At 65.3% G+C, this 17,597-nt stretch carries 14 protein-coding genes; 9 read left to right on the plus strand and 5 right to left on the minus strand.

The window, feature by feature from the left end; translation table 11 throughout:
- The first annotated feature begins 197 nt into the window (after window positions 1-197).
- The 5 genes from gyrA to M2299_RS02555 all read left to right on the plus strand — a co-directional run bounded on the left by gyrA (window position 198) and on the right by M2299_RS02555 (window position 8,050).
- Entirely contained in the window at window positions 198-2,912 is a 2,715-nt protein-coding gene (gene gyrA, locus M2299_RS02535) for a DNA gyrase subunit A (protein ID WP_025876925.1), read from the plus strand.
- Window positions 2,913-3,042: 130 nt separating this feature from the next.
- Complete coding sequence (locus tag M2299_RS02540; RefSeq protein ID WP_280883783.1) at window positions 3,043-5,568, plus strand: membrane-bound PQQ-dependent dehydrogenase, glucose/quinate/shikimate family; 2,526 nt, start codon at window positions 3,043-3,045, stop codon at window positions 5,566-5,568.
- Between the two features lie 13 nt (window positions 5,569-5,581).
- Entirely contained in the window at window positions 5,582-7,087 is a 1,506-nt protein-coding gene (locus M2299_RS02545) for a serine hydrolase domain-containing protein (RefSeq protein WP_280883784.1), read from the plus strand.
- Between the two features lie 77 nt (window positions 7,088-7,164).
- Window positions 7,165-7,620, plus strand: a complete 456-nt coding sequence (locus tag M2299_RS02550; protein ID WP_099844358.1) for a DUF4952 domain-containing protein — start codon at window positions 7,165-7,167, stop codon at window positions 7,618-7,620.
- A 46-nt stretch (window positions 7,621-7,666) separates the two neighbouring features.
- Entirely contained in the window at window positions 7,667-8,050 is a 384-nt protein-coding gene (locus M2299_RS02555) for an energy transducer TonB (RefSeq protein ID WP_165780902.1), read from the plus strand.
- A 4-nt stretch (window positions 8,051-8,054) separates the two neighbouring features.
- Here the strand turns inward: M2299_RS02555 and M2299_RS02560 are convergent, their stop codons facing one another.
- The 4 genes from M2299_RS02560 to M2299_RS02575 form a co-directional block, all read right to left on the minus strand.
- Window positions 8,055-8,447: a DUF3037 domain-containing protein gene (locus tag M2299_RS02560; RefSeq protein ID WP_280883785.1), complete on the minus strand. Its 393-nt coding sequence runs from the start codon at window positions 8,445-8,447 to the stop codon at window positions 8,055-8,057.
- A complete protein-coding gene (locus M2299_RS02565) occupies window positions 8,425-9,201 on the minus strand; it encodes a HipA family kinase (protein ID WP_280883786.1) in 777 nt (258 codons plus the stop codon). The genes M2299_RS02560 and M2299_RS02565 overlap by 23 nt, the downstream gene beginning before the upstream one ends.
- A gap of 64 nt (window positions 9,202-9,265) precedes the next feature.
- Window positions 9,266-10,696, minus strand: a complete 1,431-nt coding sequence (locus M2299_RS02570; protein ID WP_033831487.1) for an XVIPCD domain-containing protein — start codon at window positions 10,694-10,696, stop codon at window positions 9,266-9,268.
- A gap of 13 nt (window positions 10,697-10,709) precedes the next feature.
- On the minus strand, window positions 10,710-11,216 hold the full coding sequence (locus tag M2299_RS02575) for a hypothetical protein (RefSeq protein WP_223486038.1): 507 nt from the start codon (window positions 11,214-11,216) through the stop codon (window positions 10,710-10,712).
- Between the two features lie 759 nt (window positions 11,217-11,975).
- Between M2299_RS02575 and M2299_RS02580 the strand changes: the two genes are divergently transcribed.
- The 3 genes from M2299_RS02580 to M2299_RS02590 all read left to right on the plus strand — a co-directional run bounded on the left by M2299_RS02580 (window position 11,976) and on the right by M2299_RS02590 (window position 15,408).
- The gene (locus tag M2299_RS02580) at window positions 11,976-12,311 is read left to right on the plus strand and encodes a hypothetical protein (protein WP_025876944.1); all 336 of its coding nucleotides are present in this window, start codon (window positions 11,976-11,978) and stop codon (window positions 12,309-12,311) included.
- 155 nt (window positions 12,312-12,466) lie between these two features.
- Window positions 12,467-14,929 carry a prolyl oligopeptidase family serine peptidase gene (locus M2299_RS02585; protein ID WP_280883787.1) on the plus strand — a complete coding sequence of 821 codons (2,463 nt, stop codon included), beginning with the start codon at window positions 12,467-12,469 and terminating at the stop codon, window positions 14,927-14,929.
- A gap of 155 nt (window positions 14,930-15,084) precedes the next feature.
- Window positions 15,085-15,408 carry a hypothetical protein gene (locus M2299_RS02590; protein ID WP_100436557.1) on the plus strand — a complete coding sequence of 108 codons (324 nt, stop codon included), beginning with the start codon at window positions 15,085-15,087 and terminating at the stop codon, window positions 15,406-15,408.
- A gap of 12 nt (window positions 15,409-15,420) precedes the next feature.
- Here M2299_RS02590 and M2299_RS02595 read toward each other — a convergent pair whose 3' ends face one another.
- On the minus strand, window positions 15,421-16,404 hold the full coding sequence (locus M2299_RS02595; RefSeq protein ID WP_280883788.1) for a hypothetical protein: 984 nt from the start codon (window positions 16,402-16,404) through the stop codon (window positions 15,421-15,423).
- A gap of 140 nt (window positions 16,405-16,544) precedes the next feature.
- Here M2299_RS02595 and M2299_RS02600 point away from each other — a divergent pair, with 140 nt between their 5' ends.
- Window positions 16,545-17,513 (plus strand): DUF2268 domain-containing putative Zn-dependent protease, encoded by a 969-nt coding sequence (locus M2299_RS02600; protein ID WP_280883789.1) that lies wholly within the window; start codon window positions 16,545-16,547, stop codon window positions 17,511-17,513.
- The last annotated feature ends 84 nt before the right edge of the window (window positions 17,514-17,597 follow it).

Below are 17,597 nucleotides of genomic sequence, written 5' to 3' on the forward strand. Positions count from 1 at the left end.
CTCCGACCCCGGCGTCCGGTAGTGCCGGCCGCTGGCCGGCAACCCCCTAAGTTCCTGATTTGTGCCGGTAAAATCACCGTAAAGGCAGGCGGAAAACGGCCCCGTGTGGTAGAATCCAGCGGTTGAATCGAGGTTCCGGCACGACCACCCCCGGGTGGATGCGCCGGACTGGACCGCTACCAGACAACGGAACCCGAATGGCAGAAACCGCCAAGGAAATCATCCAGGTCAACCTGGAAGACGAGATGCGCAAGAGCTACCTCGATTACGCCATGAGCGTGATCGTGGGGCGCGCGCTGCCAGATGCGCGCGATGGCCTCAAGCCGGTGCATCGTCGTGTGCTGTTTGCGATGAATGAACTCAACGCGCACAGCAACAAGCCCTACTTCAAGTCGGCACGTATCGTCGGTGACGTCATCGGTAAGTACCACCCGCATGGCGACCAGTCGGTGTACGACACGCTGGTGCGATTGGCACAGCCGTTCTCGCTGCGCTACATGCTGGTCGATGGCCAGGGTAACTTCGGTTCGGTCGACGGCGACTCCGCCGCGGCGATGCGATACACCGAGGCGCGCATGTCGCGGCTCGCGCATGAGCTGATGGCGGACATCGACAAGGAAACCGTCGATTTCCAGCCCAACTACGACGAAAAGGAACTGGAGCCGACGGTCATGCCGACCCGGTTCCCGAACCTGCTGGTCAATGGTTCGGCCGGTATCGCGGTGGGCATGGCGACCAACATTCCGCCGCACAACCTCACCGAATCGATCAATGCCTGCATCGCGCTGATCGACAATCCGGAAATCGATATCGACGGCCTGATGGAGTTCATCCCGGGCCCGGATTTCCCGACTGCGGGCATCATCAACGGCACCGCCGGCATCATCGCCGGTTACCGCACCGGCCGTGGCCGCGTGCGCATCCGTGCCAAGGCGGATGTCGAAGTGGCCGACAACGGCCGCGAATCGATCATCGTCACTGAAATTCCTTACCAGGTGAACAAGGCGCGTCTGATCGAGAAGATCGCCGAGCTGGTCAAGGAAAAGAAGATCGAAGGCATCAGCGAGCTGCGCGATGAGTCCGACAAGGACGGCATGCGCATCTACATCGAAATCAAGCGCGGCGAGTCGGCCGAGGTTGTGCTCAACAACCTCTACCAGCAGACCCAGATGGAGTCGGTGTTCGGCATCAACATGGTGGCGCTGGTCGACGGCCGCCCGCAGTTGATGAACCTCAAGCAGATGCTGGAGGCCTTCGTCCGCCACCGTCGCGAAGTGGTTACCCGCCGCACCGTGTTCGAGCTGCGCAAGGCGCGCGCCCGTGCCCACGTGCTGGAAGGTCTGACCGTTGCGCTGGCCAACATCGACGAGATGATCGAACTGATCAAGACCTCGCCGAACCCCACCGAGGCACGCGAGCGCATGCTTGCGCGCCTGTGGGAACCGGGCCTGGTCGGTTCGATGCTCGGCGCCGCCGGTGCCGAAGCCTCGCGTCCCGATGACCTGCCCAAGGGCGTGGGCCTGATCGAAGGCGGCTACCAGCTGACCGAGATCCAGGCGACGCAGATCCTGGAAATGCGCCTGCACCGCCTGACCGGGCTGGAGCAGGACCGCCTGACCGAGGAATACAAGCAGCTGCTGGAAGTGATCGCCGGGCTCATCCATATCCTGGAAGATCCCGATCGCCTGCTGCAGGTGATCCGCGAAGAGCTGATCAACGTGCGCGCAGAGTTCGGTGACGAGCGCCGTACCGAGATCCGCCACAGCGAAGAAGACCTGGACATCCTCGACCTGATCGCCCCGGAAGACGTGGTGGTCACCCTGTCGCATGCCGGTTACGTGAAGCGCCAGCCGGTCAGCGCCTATCGCGCCCAGCGTCGAGGCGGCCGTGGCCGCAGCGCGGCGTCGACCAAGGAAGAGGATTTCATCGAGCAGCTGTGGCTGGTCAACACGCACGACACGCTGCTGACCTTCACCAGTTCGGGCAAGGTGTTCTGGCTGCCGGTCTACCAGCTGCCTGAAGCCGGTTCCAATGCCCGCGGTCGCCCGATCATCAACTGGATCCCGCTGGAGCCGGGCGAACGCGTGCAGGCCGTGCTGCCGGTGCGCGAGTACGCCGATGGCCAGTTCGTGTTCTTCGCCACCAAGAACGGTACGGTCAAGAAGACCCCGCTGGGCGAGTTCGCCTTCCGTCTGGCCCGCGGCAAGATCGCGATCAACCTCGACGAGGGCGATGCCCTGGTCGGCGTCGGCCTGACCGATGGCGAGCGCGACATCCTGCTGTTCGCCTCCAACGGCAAGACCGTGCGCTTCGGTGAAGACAAGGTCCGCTCGATGGGTCGTACCGCTACCGGCGTGCGCGGCATCAGGATGCCGGCCGGCGAGGAAGTGGTCAGCCTGATCGTGGCCGAGAGTGCTGGCGGCATCGAGGACGAGAACGAGGACGACAACGGTGTCGAGGAGGCCGTCGCCAATGGCGATGCGCTGATCGAAGGTGCCGACGACGCCAACCTGCGTTACATCCTCACCGCCACCGAAAACGGCTACGGCAAGCGCACCCCGCTGCCGGACTACCCGCGCAAGGGGCGTGGCACGCAGGGCGTCATCGGCATCCAGACCACCGAGCGCAATGGCAAGCTGGTTGCCGCGGTGCTGATGGGTACCGACGATGAGGTCCTGCTGATCTCCGACGGCGGCACCCTGGTGCGTACCCGTGGCTCGGAAATCAGCCGCGTCGGCCGCAACACCCAGGGCGTGACCCTGATCCGCCTGTCCAAGGACGAGAAGCTGCAGGCGGTGGAGCGCATGGATGCCTCGATCGACGAGGACGAGGACGAGGTGGCCGCCGCCGCCCCGGCCGCGACCGACGGCGCACCGGCTGCTGCCAGCAGCGAGGACGCCGCGCAGGAGTGATCCTGCCGCGATGCTGAGGTACCCGACGACGCCGGCCTTGTGCCGGCGTCGTCGTGTCTGCAGTCGAAAATACGCACGCACTTCACGGTGACGGTGGCATAAGGGCGCATGCTGCCCCCGGAGATCGACGATGTCCGCCACGCCGCAGTCTGCTTCCGCGCCTCCGCCCCGCCATCCTCTCGTTACCGTGCTGGCCCTGTTGCTGATCGTGCTCGGCCTGGTCATCGGCAGCCTTGGTGCGTGGCTGCTCAGCCTCGGTGGCTCCTGGTACTACGCCATCGCCGGCTTGGGCCTGCTGGTCTGCGGCATCCTGTTGTGGGGCAATCGGCGTAGCGGTGCACTGCTGTACGCACTGGTGTTCATCGGCAGCCTGCTGTGGACCTGGTGGGAGTCGGGCAGCGATTACTGGCGCTGGGTACCACGGCTGGGCCTGGTGACCGCCCTCGGCATCGTCCTGGCATTGCTGGCGCCGACCCTGCAGGCGCCGGTGCCCAGGCGGCTGTCGCGCAGCGTGGCCGCTGTACTGATGCTGGTCTTCGTGGCCGCCTTCGGCCTCGCGTTCACCCCGCATGGCGTGGTCGACGGGCATCAGCCGTTCCCGGAGCCGGCGGTCAGCGCCGGGCTTGATCCCACCCGTGACACCACCGGCCTGCAGCCTGCCGACCAGCCGGCCGAGGGTGACTGGCCGGCATGGGGGCGCAGCAATGCCGCCACCCGTTATTCGCCGCTGCAGCAGGTCACCCCGGAAAACGTGGGAACCCTGCAACTGGCGTGGCAGTTCCGCACGGGCGACCTGCCGAAGAAGCGCTGGGGTGCGGAAACCACGCCACTGAAGATCGGTGATCGGTTGTACCTGTGCACCGCACGCAATCAGTTGATCGCCCTCGATGCCGGCAGCGGCAAGGAGCTATGGCGTTTCGACCCGAAGGTGAAAGATGCGTCGATCCCGTACACGGCCGCCTGCCGTGGCGTGTCCTATTACGAGCTGCCCAGCGCGCCGACCCTCGCCGATGCCGCACTGGCTGACGTGGCTGCCGATCTCGCGCTGCCCGCACCGCCGCCGACCCGCACCCACCAGAGCGCGGCGCCAGGGAGCCGCTCAGCCTGCAGCGCACGCATCATCGAAGGCACGCTGGACGGCCGCCTGATCGCGGTGGACGCCGACAGCGGTCGCCCCTGCGCGAATTTCGGCAACAACGGCCAGGTCGACATCACCCTGGGCATGGGCGAGGTGCCGCCGGGTTACGTATCGATCACCTCGCCGCCGGCGATCGTCCGCGGTGTCATCGTCACCGGCCACCAGGTACTGGACGGTCAGCGCCGCGACGCGCCCTCCGGCGTCATCCAGGCCTACGACGCGATCAGCGGCAAGCTGCGTTGGGCGTGGGACATGGACCAGCCCGAGCGCAGCGGCCTGCCACCGCGCGAGCAGACCTATACACGTGGTACACCGAACATGTGGACCACCGCTACCGGCGATGAAGCACTGGGCCTGGTGTACCTGCCGATGGGCAATTCCGCAGGCGACTACTGGAGTGGCTCGCGCACCGAAAACCAGAACAGGTACGCGACCTCGCTGGTCGCCATCGATGTGGCTACCGGCAAGCCGGTCTGGCATTTCCAGGCCGTGCGCAAGGATGTCTGGGACTACGACCTGGGTTCGCAGGCCAGCCTGATCGACTACCCGACGGCATCGGGCAAGGTGCCGGCGATCCTGCTGCCCACCAAGCAGGGCGACATGTACATCCTCGACCGCCGCAACGGCCAGCTGCTGACCCCGGCCGAGGAGCGCAAGGTGCCACAGGGCGGCGTGGAGCCCGAGCAGCGCGCCGCCACCCAGCTGTTCTCGCTGTATCACACGCTGCGGCGCGACGACGCGCTGACCGAGCGCGACATGTGGGGCATCACCCCCATCGACCAGCTGGTCTGCCGAATCCAGTTCCGCAAGGCACATTACGAAGGGTTCTACACACCGCCCAGCAGCGATCACCACTCCATCGAATACCCCGGCTACAACGGTGGCTCGGACTGGGGCAGCGTGGCCATCGATACGCGGCGTGGCGTGATCGTGGCCAACTACAACGACATGCCCAACTACAACCGGCTGGTGCCGCGCGCCGAAGCCGACCGCAAGGGCTGGCTGCCGCGCGAGCAGATGCGCGCCGACAAGGGCGGTGCCGAAGGCGCAGGGGATCCGCAGGTCGGCACGCCCTATGGCATCGACGTCAACGCTGGCTGGCGGCTGCCGTTCACTGGCCTGCTGTGCAAGCAGCCGCCCTATGGCGGTATCCGTGCGATCGACCTGCGCAGCGGCAAGCTGCTGTGGGACCGGCCGTTCGGCAGCGCGCGTGGCAACGGCCCCTTCGGCATCCGCTCCGGCCTGCCCATTGAAATCGGCACGCCGAACAATGGCGGTTCGGTGGTGACCGCCAGCGGCCTGATCTTCATCGCCGCAGCGACCGACGACCTGCTGCGTGCCATCGACCTGAAGACCGGCAAGGAGCTGTGGCACACCAAACTGCCAGCCGGTGGCCAGGCCAACCCGATGGTGTACGAGCAGGGCGGGCGGCAGTACGTGGTCATCATGGCTGGCGGGCACCATTTCATGGAGACGCCGGCCGGGGATTACGTGATGGCGTATGCGTTGCCGGAATAGCCCAAGGGTGTGAGTGCGGCTGCAGTGCATGGACTCTGTGCGATTGTCCTCTAGGATGGCGCTACGTTCTGCCTGCGAAGGATTCGCCATGTCCGTGTACCGTCAACGCTTCTGTGCCTTGCTGTTGGCTTTCGCCTTGCTGCCGGCATTGTCATCCAGTGTTGGTGCGGCCGAAGTACCTGCCGGATCGAGCGGTCCGCGCGCACAGGATGCCGTGGATGAATGGTTGGCTGCCTTCAATGCGGGCAGCCTCGATGGATTGCAGGCGTTCGCCGACAGGTACGCAAAGAAGGCGGGCAGCGGCCCGCAGGATTACCTGGAGTTCCGTGCGTCCAGTGGGCCGATGAAGGTGCTCGACGTCCGCTCGAGCACGCCGGAGAAGGTCGAAGTGCTGGTGCTGGGCGAGAACAGTGAACGGGCGATGCTGTTGACTGCGGAAATGGACCCTGCCGCTCCACGCCACGTGAAGCTGTTCCAGTTGGAAGGTGTGCCGACGCCGCAACAGTTCCAGCCCGCACGAATGGAGCTGCCGGCACTTCTGGGCGAAATCACGGCACGGCTCAACGCGCTGCAGGCGGCCGACGCACTCTCTGGCGCCGTGCTGGTCGCGCACGATGGCAAGGTGCTGATGCAGTGGCAGGGAGGGCTCGCCAACCGTGAGCAGCGCGTGCCCGTCGATGCGCAGACGCAGTTCCGCCTTGCCTCTTCCAACAAGATGTTCACCGCAGTGGCGATCCTGCAACTGGCTGAGGCCGGCCGTCTTACCCTGGATGACACCATCGGCAAGCGCCTGGCGGACTATCCCAACGAAGGGGTGGCAGGTACGGTCACGATCCGGCAACTGCTCAACCATACCAGTGGGCTCGGTGATTTCTTCGGTGATGATTTCGAGCACTACGCCGCGTCACTGAGAACGCACGACGATTATGTGCAGCACTTCGCCAAGGATCCCCCGCAGTTTTCCGCAGGCAGCCAGGACGGCTATTCCAACTACGGGTTCATTGTGCTCGGCCGGATCATCGAGGTGGTGTCCGGGCAGACGTACTACCACTACGTCAACGACCATATTCTCCGCGCAGCGGGCATGACGGCAACCGGCTTTGAGCCGGAATCGGTGGACGTTCCACATCGTACACCCGGCTATACCCGGGTGAAAGGACAGTGGCTCAGCGAAACCAGATCCCTGCCATGGCGCGGGACTGCGGCCGGTGGCGGTTACAGCACCGTGGGTGACATGTTGAAGTTCGCCGAGGCCCTGCGTGCCGGCACCCTGGTTTCGCCGGCGTGGCTACAGCAGGCCACGCGTCCGCAGAACAACAAGGGCTGGTACGGCTACGGGTTCATGGTGCAGGGAGAGGGCAGGCAGCGCCAGTTCGGCCATGAGGGCGGGGCGCCCGGCTCGAACAGCGCCATTGTGGTGATGCCTGAGCAGGGATATGTACTGATCGGCCTGGCCAACGTCGATCCGGATGCAATGGGCAATGTGATCAACTACATCGCCCGCCGCGTGCCCCTGTGATGCACGGCGCCGGCAGCAACGACCGACAGCAGAGCGGCAAGAGGGGCCTGATTGGACTGCAATGGTCATCGCTGTGCATGGCTTTACTTCTTGCCGGCACGGCACAGGCACAGCGTCCCGACGCCGCGCTTGCAGAGTGGGAACTGCACGGCCGCTCCGAAGGCCTGGCTCGCCCCGACACCGTCTGCCAGGATTTCCTGCAGGCGATGGGACGCAAACCAGCCGAGCTGGAATACCTAGGCTGCACGCAGGACGACGATTCCTACATCCAGCCGATGGAAGCGCGGTATCGCGTCAGCGGTGCCTCGGCGGCGAAGATCGAAGCCTATCTGCAGCAGACCTTTGGCATGCCGTCATTGACGTATGTATGTTGTGGCTGGAGCAGCGGCGCGCCTTATTTCTGGCATGAGCAGCCGGGCAGCGTGAAGTACCAGATCGGCATGGGCGTGGAATCGCTGCATCATCCGCGCACGCAGTGGAGCGCGATTCCCTACTTCACGGTAACCGTTGCGGTGAACCGCAAAGGCCCTTGATGGCGTACGCTTGCAACCAACCACTGGCGTACAAGGAATGACAACCATGCCCCCGATGCTGCTCCGCGTTGCTGCCATCACGCTTGCCCTGGCACTGAGCCAGGTCGCCGCCGCCGCATCTCCCGAGCCGCTGCAGCTGCCGCAGGCCGAAGCGCTGACGTACTGGAAGCCGGTGGAGGGCACCTTCCGCCCACAACTCAATGTCGACCCCGGCCGTGTGCCGTTTGCGGAGGAGGTGACCGTGGCCTATTCGGTCAACAAGCGCGGCCGTACGTATGACGTAAAGGTGGTGGAGGCCAAGCCGTCGACGGCCTTCAGTGGCTGGGCGTTGAATGCGGTCAAGGCGATGCGCTTCACGGCAACGGACAGCAATACCGAGCGCACGCCGATCCGCAGCGAAATGACTGCACGCTGGGGCAGTGGCAAGTAGTGCGCTAGGCAGGTACCCGAACCATCTTTGCCATCAGGTGTTCGACCACGCCCGCCGGGTCCGCCGTGCGGCCTACGTGTGTGCTGGACATCTGCACCACCGAGCTGCGCTTGGCGGTCAGGAAATGGAAGCGCGCGCGCGCAGGCAGCTGCGCGATCGGGCCGGCGCCGGCATCGCCCCGGCAGATCGCCACGATGGCATCCAGCCACGGCTGCAGCGCTTCAATATCCAGCGCCGGCGCGAAGGCGTGCAGGCGCGCGGCATCGATCTCGATTGCCGCTTCCAGGTGCCGTGCACCCGGGCAGGATACGATCACGCCGACGTTGATGAACTCCTCGCGCTCCACCCGCGGTACCACGCGGATGACGGCATAGTCATACGTCTGCAGCGTGGGCACGGATGGCCTCCTGCACGAACACCGCACGCACCTTCAGGCGATGCTTCAGGTAGTTGATGTAGCCCTGCCGGTAAGCCTGGGGGCTGTCGAAGGCCGGCTCATCGACCAGCCAGCTGTCCGGCACCAGGCCGACGATGCGCTCGATCTCCGTATCCGGCAGGCGCGCGGCCAGCTCGGCATCCACCTCGGCGATGCGGCTGGCGAATGACAGCAGCACGTGGTCACGGATCAACACGAACGGCTTCTCGCAGGCATCGCCGGCGTTGGCCCAGTCGTGATGGAAGTACATCGCCGCACCGTGGTCGATCAGGTACAGCTTGCGGTGCCAGACCATCAGGTTCGGATTGCGCGTGGTGCGATCGACGTTGCTGGTGAATGCATCAAACCAGACGATGCGCGAGGCCAGGTCGGCGTCCACCGGCATCGCCGCCGGATCGTAATTGATCGCGCCGGGCAGGTAATCCAGGCCCAGGTTCAGGCCTTCGCTGGCGCGGATCAGGTCCTGGATCTCCGGGTCCGGCTCGGTCCGCGCGAACTCGCTGTCCAGCTCGACGAACAGGATCTCCGGAATCGGCAGGCCCACCGCGCGTGCCATCTCGCCTGCGATCAGCTCGGCGATCAGCGCCTTGGGCCCCTGGCCAGCGCCACGGAACTTGAGCACCGCCATACCGTCGTCGTCGGTCTCGACCACGGCAGGCAGCGAGCCACCTTCCCGCAAGGGGGTTATATAGCGGAGGGCATGGACGGTACGCATGGGGGCATTCTAGCGTGGCCCATGCTTGGGTTGCGCCGGGTGGTGCCCGGCGCTGTCCCTGACCTCAGTGCGACAACGCGCTGCGCTGCTGTTCCTGCACCTGCTGGCGCGTCTGTTCCTGCGAGGCGTGGTCGGCCTGGCGCTGGTTGACGATAGCGAGGCTGTCCAGGCTTTCCTGCACCGGCCGCTGCGCGGCTTCGGCCGTGGCTGCCGATGCACGCAGCGACGCAGGATCATCCAGCGCGCCCTTCACCACGAACACGTTCTGCGCCGCAGCGACATCGCCTGCCTGCCGGCTGAGCACCACATGATCCACGCGGTCCAGGCCGTTCTCGCGGGCCAGTACCAGCAGGCTTGCGCTCAGTCGTTCACTGGAGGCGTCGAAGCTGCGGCCGTTGGCAGCATCCAGCTCTGCCACCTTGCCGCGAATCTGATCGTGCAGGGCACGGTCGTTGCCACCCGCCAACGGCGCAGCCTGCGCTTCGGTCGGCACGGGTGTGGTTGCCTGTGCAGTGATGGGCACGTGGGCGTAGGTGCCCTCGGTGTGGTCGAAATAGTGCAGCGTGGACGGCGAGGTGCTGGTATCGAAGTAGGGCTGCCGTGGTGGCGTGCCTTTACCCAGAGAGAGACCGTTCTGTTCCAGCAGGCTTTCCTGCAGGCCGAGCTGTGCCATGTTCACCGACATCCGGCTGATGCCATCGGGTGCGGGGTTCTTGGCTTCTTCCTTGCAGGCGCGGCCGATGGCATCGGTGGCGTAGTAGTTCTGGTAATCCGAATTGCCGTTGGGACCCAGCCGCGACGACACACCTTCGTCGTAGTAGTGCTTGCCCATGCCCTCGATGTTGGCGGCAGTGGCGGTCATGCTCAGGTCTGCATTGAGCGTCAGGTCCGGATGCGCGGCATAGGTCATCGGCGGGCCGGGCTGCACGCGCACGAACTCCTCTGCACGGGTACTTGCTTTGTAGAGATCTTCCAGCGTGGCGTCCGGTTTGGCGGTCTTGACCATGCCGACCAGCGCATTCCAGCCCTCGATGTTCGCCGATGCCTCGTCGCGCCGGTTGGCTGCGAGCAGGGTGCCGATGGCCTGGGTGTAGTCGTGAGTCGAATCGCGTGCAGCAATGTCTGCAATATCGGAATCAAACTGCTTATAGGCCCGTTCGGTCGCTGCATCATTGAACCCATGCTGCAGCTCATGGCCCAGTACGAAGGTCAGCTCTGCAGCGTCGTGCCTGTCCCCCGCTGGTGTGGACAGACTGGATGCCGGCAGGCTGATCGTCTTTGCGCCGCCGTCGTACTCGCCGCCCACACTGCTGTCGGCAGGCAGCAGCTCAAAGCGCTGCAGATGACCGGCGGCGATGGCCGAGTCGACCTGGGCTGCCAGCGCGGGAGAGTTGGCAATGGCCTTGCGAAGGTTGTCGACCTGATCGGTCGTTACATCGGGTTTTCCTGCAAATTCGGTCAGCAGGCGTTCCGTATCCGCTGAAAGCGTAGGCATGGTGCGCTGCTCCTTACTGCACGGTGACAAGGCGGACGCAGGCATGCGCCGGCTCGCCAGACGGGGTCGGATTCTCAGCCATCGTGTCGACCTTGATGCTCAGGTTCGGGCGATCGAAACGGTCATGGATGACGCGGCCGTGCTCGCCTCGGATGGTTTCACGCTTGAAGCCCGCAGCCTGCAGACCCGAGGCGAACTGATCGAAGTCGACCTGGCAGATCGCCGATGCGTTGGCTTTGCGCTCGGCGGTGGTGTCGATGAAATTGAGATCCAGGCGCGTATCGGCGGTGCCAGCCGTCTTGATTTCCAGGCCGTAGCTCCATTCCGGCGTCAGCGTGCCGCCGTAGCCGAAGTGCCCCGGGCCGAAATTCTGCGCGGGCGCCTGCATGGCCTGCGATACCCGTTCAAGGGTCAGTTCACGGGTGGAGGTGGTGTCCTTGATCAGATCCAGCAGACGTAACAGGAGTTGGTCTGCGGTGAGCGCAGACGGCGTTGCGGCGTCGGAGGCAGTCGATGCCATGGTAGCGGGTCCTTGAGAAGTCGACGAATGGTCAGTCGCGTGTGCGCAGGCGCAGAGCGAGGCCGCACTTAGGACGATTGTCCACGGCCGTGTGAATGCGTACCCAAGCATAAGCGTTCCCTGCATGTTGAGCGCTGACCCTAAAGTGGGCCAGGTGAATCACAGGTTAAATGGGATTGACGATTGCTGGCACCGGGACCGGGCGCTTCGGACCTCAGGTGTTTGCTGCAAGCGGAGTTGCCAGCGCCGGGCTCTCCCTGGCGGCGCGCAGTGGGCTCTGCATGCCATGGAATTTTCTTCACTTCCTCATTCCGTGAGAGGTGGCAGCATCCAGCCGTGAGTCGATCAAGCACTGGCGTGGCCTTGAATTGCAGGCCTCCCTGCCGTTTTCCCGCGACCGACACCCGCCAGCTTGTTTCCGGCACATTTGCGCAGCGTTGAACGTGGTCCTGCGAGGCCACTCCCCTCGGCAAGGAGGCCCGCGATGCACAGTCCTGTTCACGCGTATACCTACCGCATCAGCAACCAGCCTGTCGCGCAGGCAGCGTGCGCTGGTGTTGGCAGACATGCTGAAGACGTTGCTGCGGTTCATGCAGCCTCAGACAGAATTCTTCCGTGAGTTGAGCACCGATGGTGGCTCTGCATCCCGCAGTGCGCAGAGCCACTACATGCATGCGAGTCGCCCCATGGCGCTGCTTCGTTCGCAGCACTGGGCGCGCATCTCGTCCACGATGTCCACGCAGGCTTCCGAGGTGCACGATGAGCAACGAATCGAGAGGAGCCCTGCCGCCCCTGGATCTGGATGATGCCAAGGCCGCGCAGATGATTGGCAAGCTGGTGCTGGTGGGCGTTACCCGTTTTGGTGGCGATGGCCAGGTGCAGGGGCTGGAGCAGTTTGCCGGCACCGTGCTGCGGGTCAGTGCCGAAGAAGGGCTGGTGCTGGCCGATGGCGATGACGGCCATGAGCGCTACCTACCGCCCATGCTGGACCAGTACCTGCCGGCCGCACCGGGCGAGTACCAGTTGCGGTCCAGCGGGGTGACGGTGATCGATCCCGATTATCTGTCCACCTGGGAACTGCACGCGCGGCAGTAGGCGAAGGGCATCCAGAGAGGGGCCGGGCCAGGCAGGGCCACGCTTTGCAGGATGGGGCGACTAGCCCTTCCGGCCCATTTCCCGGTGGGCAGGGGGTGTTAGATTCGGCCCATGCCCGCCGTGCGGGTACCCAACTCACACCCCAGGGGAAAAGGATGCTCATCCGTCGTACCTCTCTGGCGGCGGCCGTTGCCGTTGCCACGCTCGGCCTGCTGGCCGCCGGCCCGGCCTTTGCCGACTACGCCAAGCCGCCGGAACACCTGCTCAAGGTGCTCAAGGCGCCGCCGCCGCCGGCACCGAACATCGACCCCAGCGGCCAGCGCCTGCTGCTGACCACCGCACAGACCTATCCGTCCATCACCCGTGTGGCCCAGCCGTACCTGAAGCTGGCTGGCGTGCGCTTGGAACCTAAGAACCGCAGCCGCCACGACACCCCGGGCGGCTATGGCATTCCGGCCTGTGTGGCCGACTTCACCCTGGTCGAGATCGTCAGCGGCAAGAGCACCAAGGTGAACCTGCCGCAGGGGTGCGCAGGTGGCGCACAGTGGTCGGCCGATGGCAGCCGTTTCGCCTTCCAGAATGCCGTCGATACCAGCGTGCAGCTGTGGGTCGGCGACGCCGCCACCGGCCAGGTGAAGCAGGTGCCGAACGTGCAGTTGAACCCCATCTTCGGCAGCACGGTGCAGTGGCTGGGCGGCAGCCAGAACCTGCTGGTGAAGCTGGTGCCGGCCAACCAGGGGCCGGCGCCGTCCAACGGTGGTACGCCCACTGGTCCGGACGCGCAGGAGTCGCTGGGCAGCAGTGGCGAGAGCAGCACCTATGAAGCGCGTGACACGCTGACCAGCGTGCACGATGAAAAGCTGTTCGCCTATTACGGTGCCTCGCAGCTGGCGGTGGTCGATGCCGCTGCCGGCAGCGTGCGCCCGGTTGGCCAGCCGGCGCTGTACAACGACGTCAACGCCGCGCCCGATGGCGTGCATGTGCTGACCGAAACCCTGAAGGCGCCGTTCTCGCATGCGGTGACCTACCAGCGTTTCGCCAATGATGTGGCGGTGCTGGACCTGGCCAATGGCCGCAATACGGCTCTGGCCAGCCTGCCGCTGGCCGATCGCGTGCCGGTACACGGTGTGCCGGAAGGCCCGCGGGGTTACGACTGGCGCTCCACCGATCCGGCCACCCTGGTCTATGCCGAAGCGCTGGACAAGGGCGACTGGAAGGTGAGCGTGCCGCATCGCGATCGCGTGCTGATGCTGAAGGCCCCGTTCACCGGCAAGCCGGTGGAAATCGCCCGCACTGCACAGCGCTTCGAGGGCTTTGCGTGGTCGGCCGACCCGGCCGTGTCGTTCCAGTTCGAGAACGACGAGAACCGCCACTGGATGCAGGCCCGCATCGTCGATGTGGACCAGCCGAAGAAGGAAGGTCGCCTGCTGTGGGACATGTCCAGCGATGAGCTGTACGGCAACCCGGGCAACCTGGTGTTCAAGCGCCTGCCCAGCGGTGCGCCGGTGGTGCGCCAAGAGGGCAACACCGTGTTCCTGCGCGGGCAGGGGGCGTCGCCGCAGGGCGACCGTCCGTTCCTGGATGCGCTCGATCTGGCTACGTTGAAGAGCGAACGCCTGTTCCGCAGTGATGCCGATGCGTACGAACAGTTCCTGGGGTTCAGCAATACACCGGGTCGCTTCCTGACCTGGCACCAGTCGGTGATGGACCCGCCGAACGCGTTCGTGCGTCTGCTCGGTGAGCGCATCAACGATGCCAAGGCCGGCGAGGCACAGTTCCAGTCCAAGCCTGCTGCGTTGACCAAGCTGGTCGACCCGAGCCCGGAAGTGCGGCAGATCCAGAAGCGCCTGGTGACCTACAAGCGCGCCGATGGCGTGGACCTGTCGTTCACCCTGTACACGCCGCCGGGCTACAAGGAAGGCCAGCGCGTGCCGGCGATCCTGTATGCCTACCCGGCCGACTTCGCCAATGCCGCGCAGGCCGGCCAGGTCTCCGGTTCGCAGCAGACGTTCACCCGTCTGCAGCCGTACCGCCTGATGCTGCTGGCCGGCTACGCGATCATCGACAACGCCTCGTTCCCGATCGTGGGTGACCCGAAGAACGCCTACGACACCTATCTGGAACAGCTGGAAGCCGACGCCAAGGCGGCGGTGGACAAGGCCGTGGAGCTGGGCGTGGTCGACCGCAACCGTATCGGCGTGACCGGCCACAGCCATGGTGGCCTGATGACCGCCAACCTGATCGCCCACACCAACCTGTTCAAGGCCGGCGTGGCGACCAGTGGCTCGTACAACAAGACCTTCACCCCGTTCGGCTTCCAGAACGAGCGTCGCTCGGTATGGCAGGCGCAGGATGTGTACCTGAAGGCCTCGCCGTTCTTCTACGCCGACAAGATCAAGCTGCCGCTGCTGCTGGTCCACGGCGAGGACGACGCCAACCCGGGCACCGAGCCGTTCCAGTCGCGCAAGCTGTACCAGGCGATCCGCGGCAATGGTGGTACCACCCGCCTGGTGATGCTGCCCAACGAGCCGCACTGGTACACCGCGCTGGAATCGAACGAGCAGCTGGTGTCGGAAATGCTGAATTGGTTCGACACCTACGTGAAGAACGCGAAGTAATCCGGCAAGGCCGCCCTCCGGGGCGGCCTTTCTGCTTCAGGCGTCCAGTCCAGGTATCCCCCCGTGGGTGTTGCGTAACCATCTGTGATGCAGGCATGGATCGGCCACAAAGCTGCGGTACGCTGCGCATCTGATGTCCGCTACGGGTTCGCTCCATGAAGGCCTTCATCCTCGCCGTATCGCTGTCGATGTCCGTTGTCCCGGGCACTGCATTCGCCCAGCCGCTGCCGGCCGAGCTGGCAGCGTTGGGCATCACTGCCGGCATGCCCTACAGCAAGGCCAAGCGCCTTCTTGATGCCGCAGGATGGCAGGCCAGCCCGCCACGCGATGCGCCCGAAGTGTTGGACGGTTTCCCGGAAGTGGGCTGCCAGAAGGGCGGCAACAATTGCAGCAGCACTTTCGCCAAGGATGGGCAGCAGGTCGCTCTGCAGGTGGGAACCACGCTGGCGGGCCAACCCTTCGTGCAGGGCGGCCGCTGAGCACGACGGCACTCAGCCCAGCGGCAGGTTCTCCAGCGCACGCGACATTCGATCATGCAGGTCGCGCACGCGTTCGGCCTTGGCATCCACGCGGCGCTCATCTCCGAAACTGCGGACATAGGCGCATGCCGCGAAGCCGGCGCTTTCTCTTTCGTACTCGGCGATCCACGCCAGGCGGTCGGGGTTGCTGGCCTGCTCGGCCGACCAGGCCGCCACCGGCGGACGGATGTGCGCGATGATGCCAAGCCGCCACGGTTTGGGTGTCAGCCGCGCACGGAAGCAATGCTGCAGCGTGCACATGCGTGCATACAACGTGTCGGTGCCCAATGCCTTGAAGAAGGCATGCACCTGCGCATCCTGTGGTTCGAACGTGGCATGCATCGCCAGTATGCGCAGCCCGGCCGGGGTGCGGTAAGCGCGCAGGTGCCAGTCGGGGTGGTGCTCGACGAATGCCTGCACGCGCTGCAGTGCGATGCCCTCGACGCCGCCGGACCGGGCCAGCCGTCGATTGCGCCGCCACGACAGGACCTGGTTGACCACCACCATCGCGATGCCGCCGGCCGTCAGGCCGATGTTGAAGTTGCCCAGCGCACCGCCGATCAGCGCACCGGCCGCCAGCAGCCCCAGCGCACCGAGCAGCGGCAATGCGCAGCCTGACGGAGTGGACACGTGGTCGATATCCGCAAACAGTACGTCCGGGGTGTTCAGGCACAGCGCGCCGTAGCTGTTGCGGGTAACGATGACGTCATCGCTGCGCTGCACGATCTGCTCGCGGATCGGGATGCCTTCCACACCGTAGTTGGTCCGTCGCTCGCGACGCGGCACGGACTGGCCACTGAGGATGGCATCGAGCGCTTCGCGCGCACGAGCATCGGCATGGGCCTGCGCGGCATCCTGGTCGTCGTCGGACCAGCCGAACCGGCGTACCACCAGCGGGCGGCCCCTGTACCTGTCCTGCAAACGGGCTTCGGCCCAGTACGCTGGAACGATCATCATCCTGTATTCCCCTCGCTTCCCTGGCAGCCGGTCGGCACGAGTCTGGCACAGCCGCAGAGTGCGTTGCACGATACGGCAGCGCATGCGCCGACGCGGTGGTAGATTGCGCGCTTCGCGTGCACTCCACCAAGGACGGAGCCATGTTCGTGTCATTGCGTTGCCTGCTTGTCCTGGCCCTCGGCGGGGTGATCGGCACTGCCCAGGCGGCCGCGCCGGGACCGGAAATCCTGACCGCTGATGCCACCCGTTTCTACGCGCTGTACGAGGCCGCTGGCGGCAAGCCCAGCGTGGCCCAGCTTGAGCAGTACCTGGCACAGGGCACGCCGAGCCTGGCCCAGTTCGCCAAGCTGCGCCGGGTGACCGCCCAGCGCATGGCCGAAGCGATGGCGCGCGACCCTGCGCTGTACGCCAATGGACGGGCCTGCCTGGCGGAGTTGCCGGCGGTGCGGCAGCGACTGGTGCAGGTGTTCGCCAATCTGCAGGCGATCTATCCGCAGGCGAAGTTTCCGCCGGTGGCGATCGTGGTGGGGCGCGGCAAGCCGGTGGGCATGACGTACCCCGATGGCGTGGTGATCGGCCTGGAAGCACTGTGCGCGGCCGATTTCATGAACGCCAACGCGCAGGACCGCTTCGTGCACGTGATCGCGCATGAGTACGTGCATATCCAGCAGACCGGCGTGAGCGAGTACGAAGCAGGCGACCCGCGGGCGACGGTGCTCCGCGAGTCGCTGGGCGAGGGGATCGCCGAGTTCATCGCCGAGCTGATTTCCGGCAACGTTGGCAACGGGCGGCATGCCGGTTGGACGCGGGGCAGGGAAGTGCATATCGAAAGTGCCTTCGCGCTGGACGTGGACAGCACCGATCTGACGCCCTGGCTGTACAACTACACGCCGGGTTCGCAGGAGCCCTACGATCTGGGTTACTGGGTGGGCTACCGCATCGCCAAGGCGTATTACCTGCAGGCCGGCAACAAGCGCGATGCCGTGCGCGCGCTGATCCAGCAGAAGGACGCCAAAGCGATCCTGCAGGCCAGTGGCTGGACGCCGGGCATGTGGATGCCGGCGAAGGTGACGGGTGTGGCGGCAAGGGCGGCTGCATCGGCCAAGTGACCATTGGCAGGCCGCGCTAGACTGCCCCGGTCGACAACGGAGGATGCTCATGCGCAGGAGGACTTCACTGGCCTGGCTGCTGGC

The sequence above is a fragment of the Stenotrophomonas sp. 1278 genome (assembly GCF_029892765.1).
In the GTDB taxonomy this organism is placed as follows: domain Bacteria; phylum Pseudomonadota; class Gammaproteobacteria; order Xanthomonadales; family Xanthomonadaceae; genus Stenotrophomonas; species Stenotrophomonas indicatrix.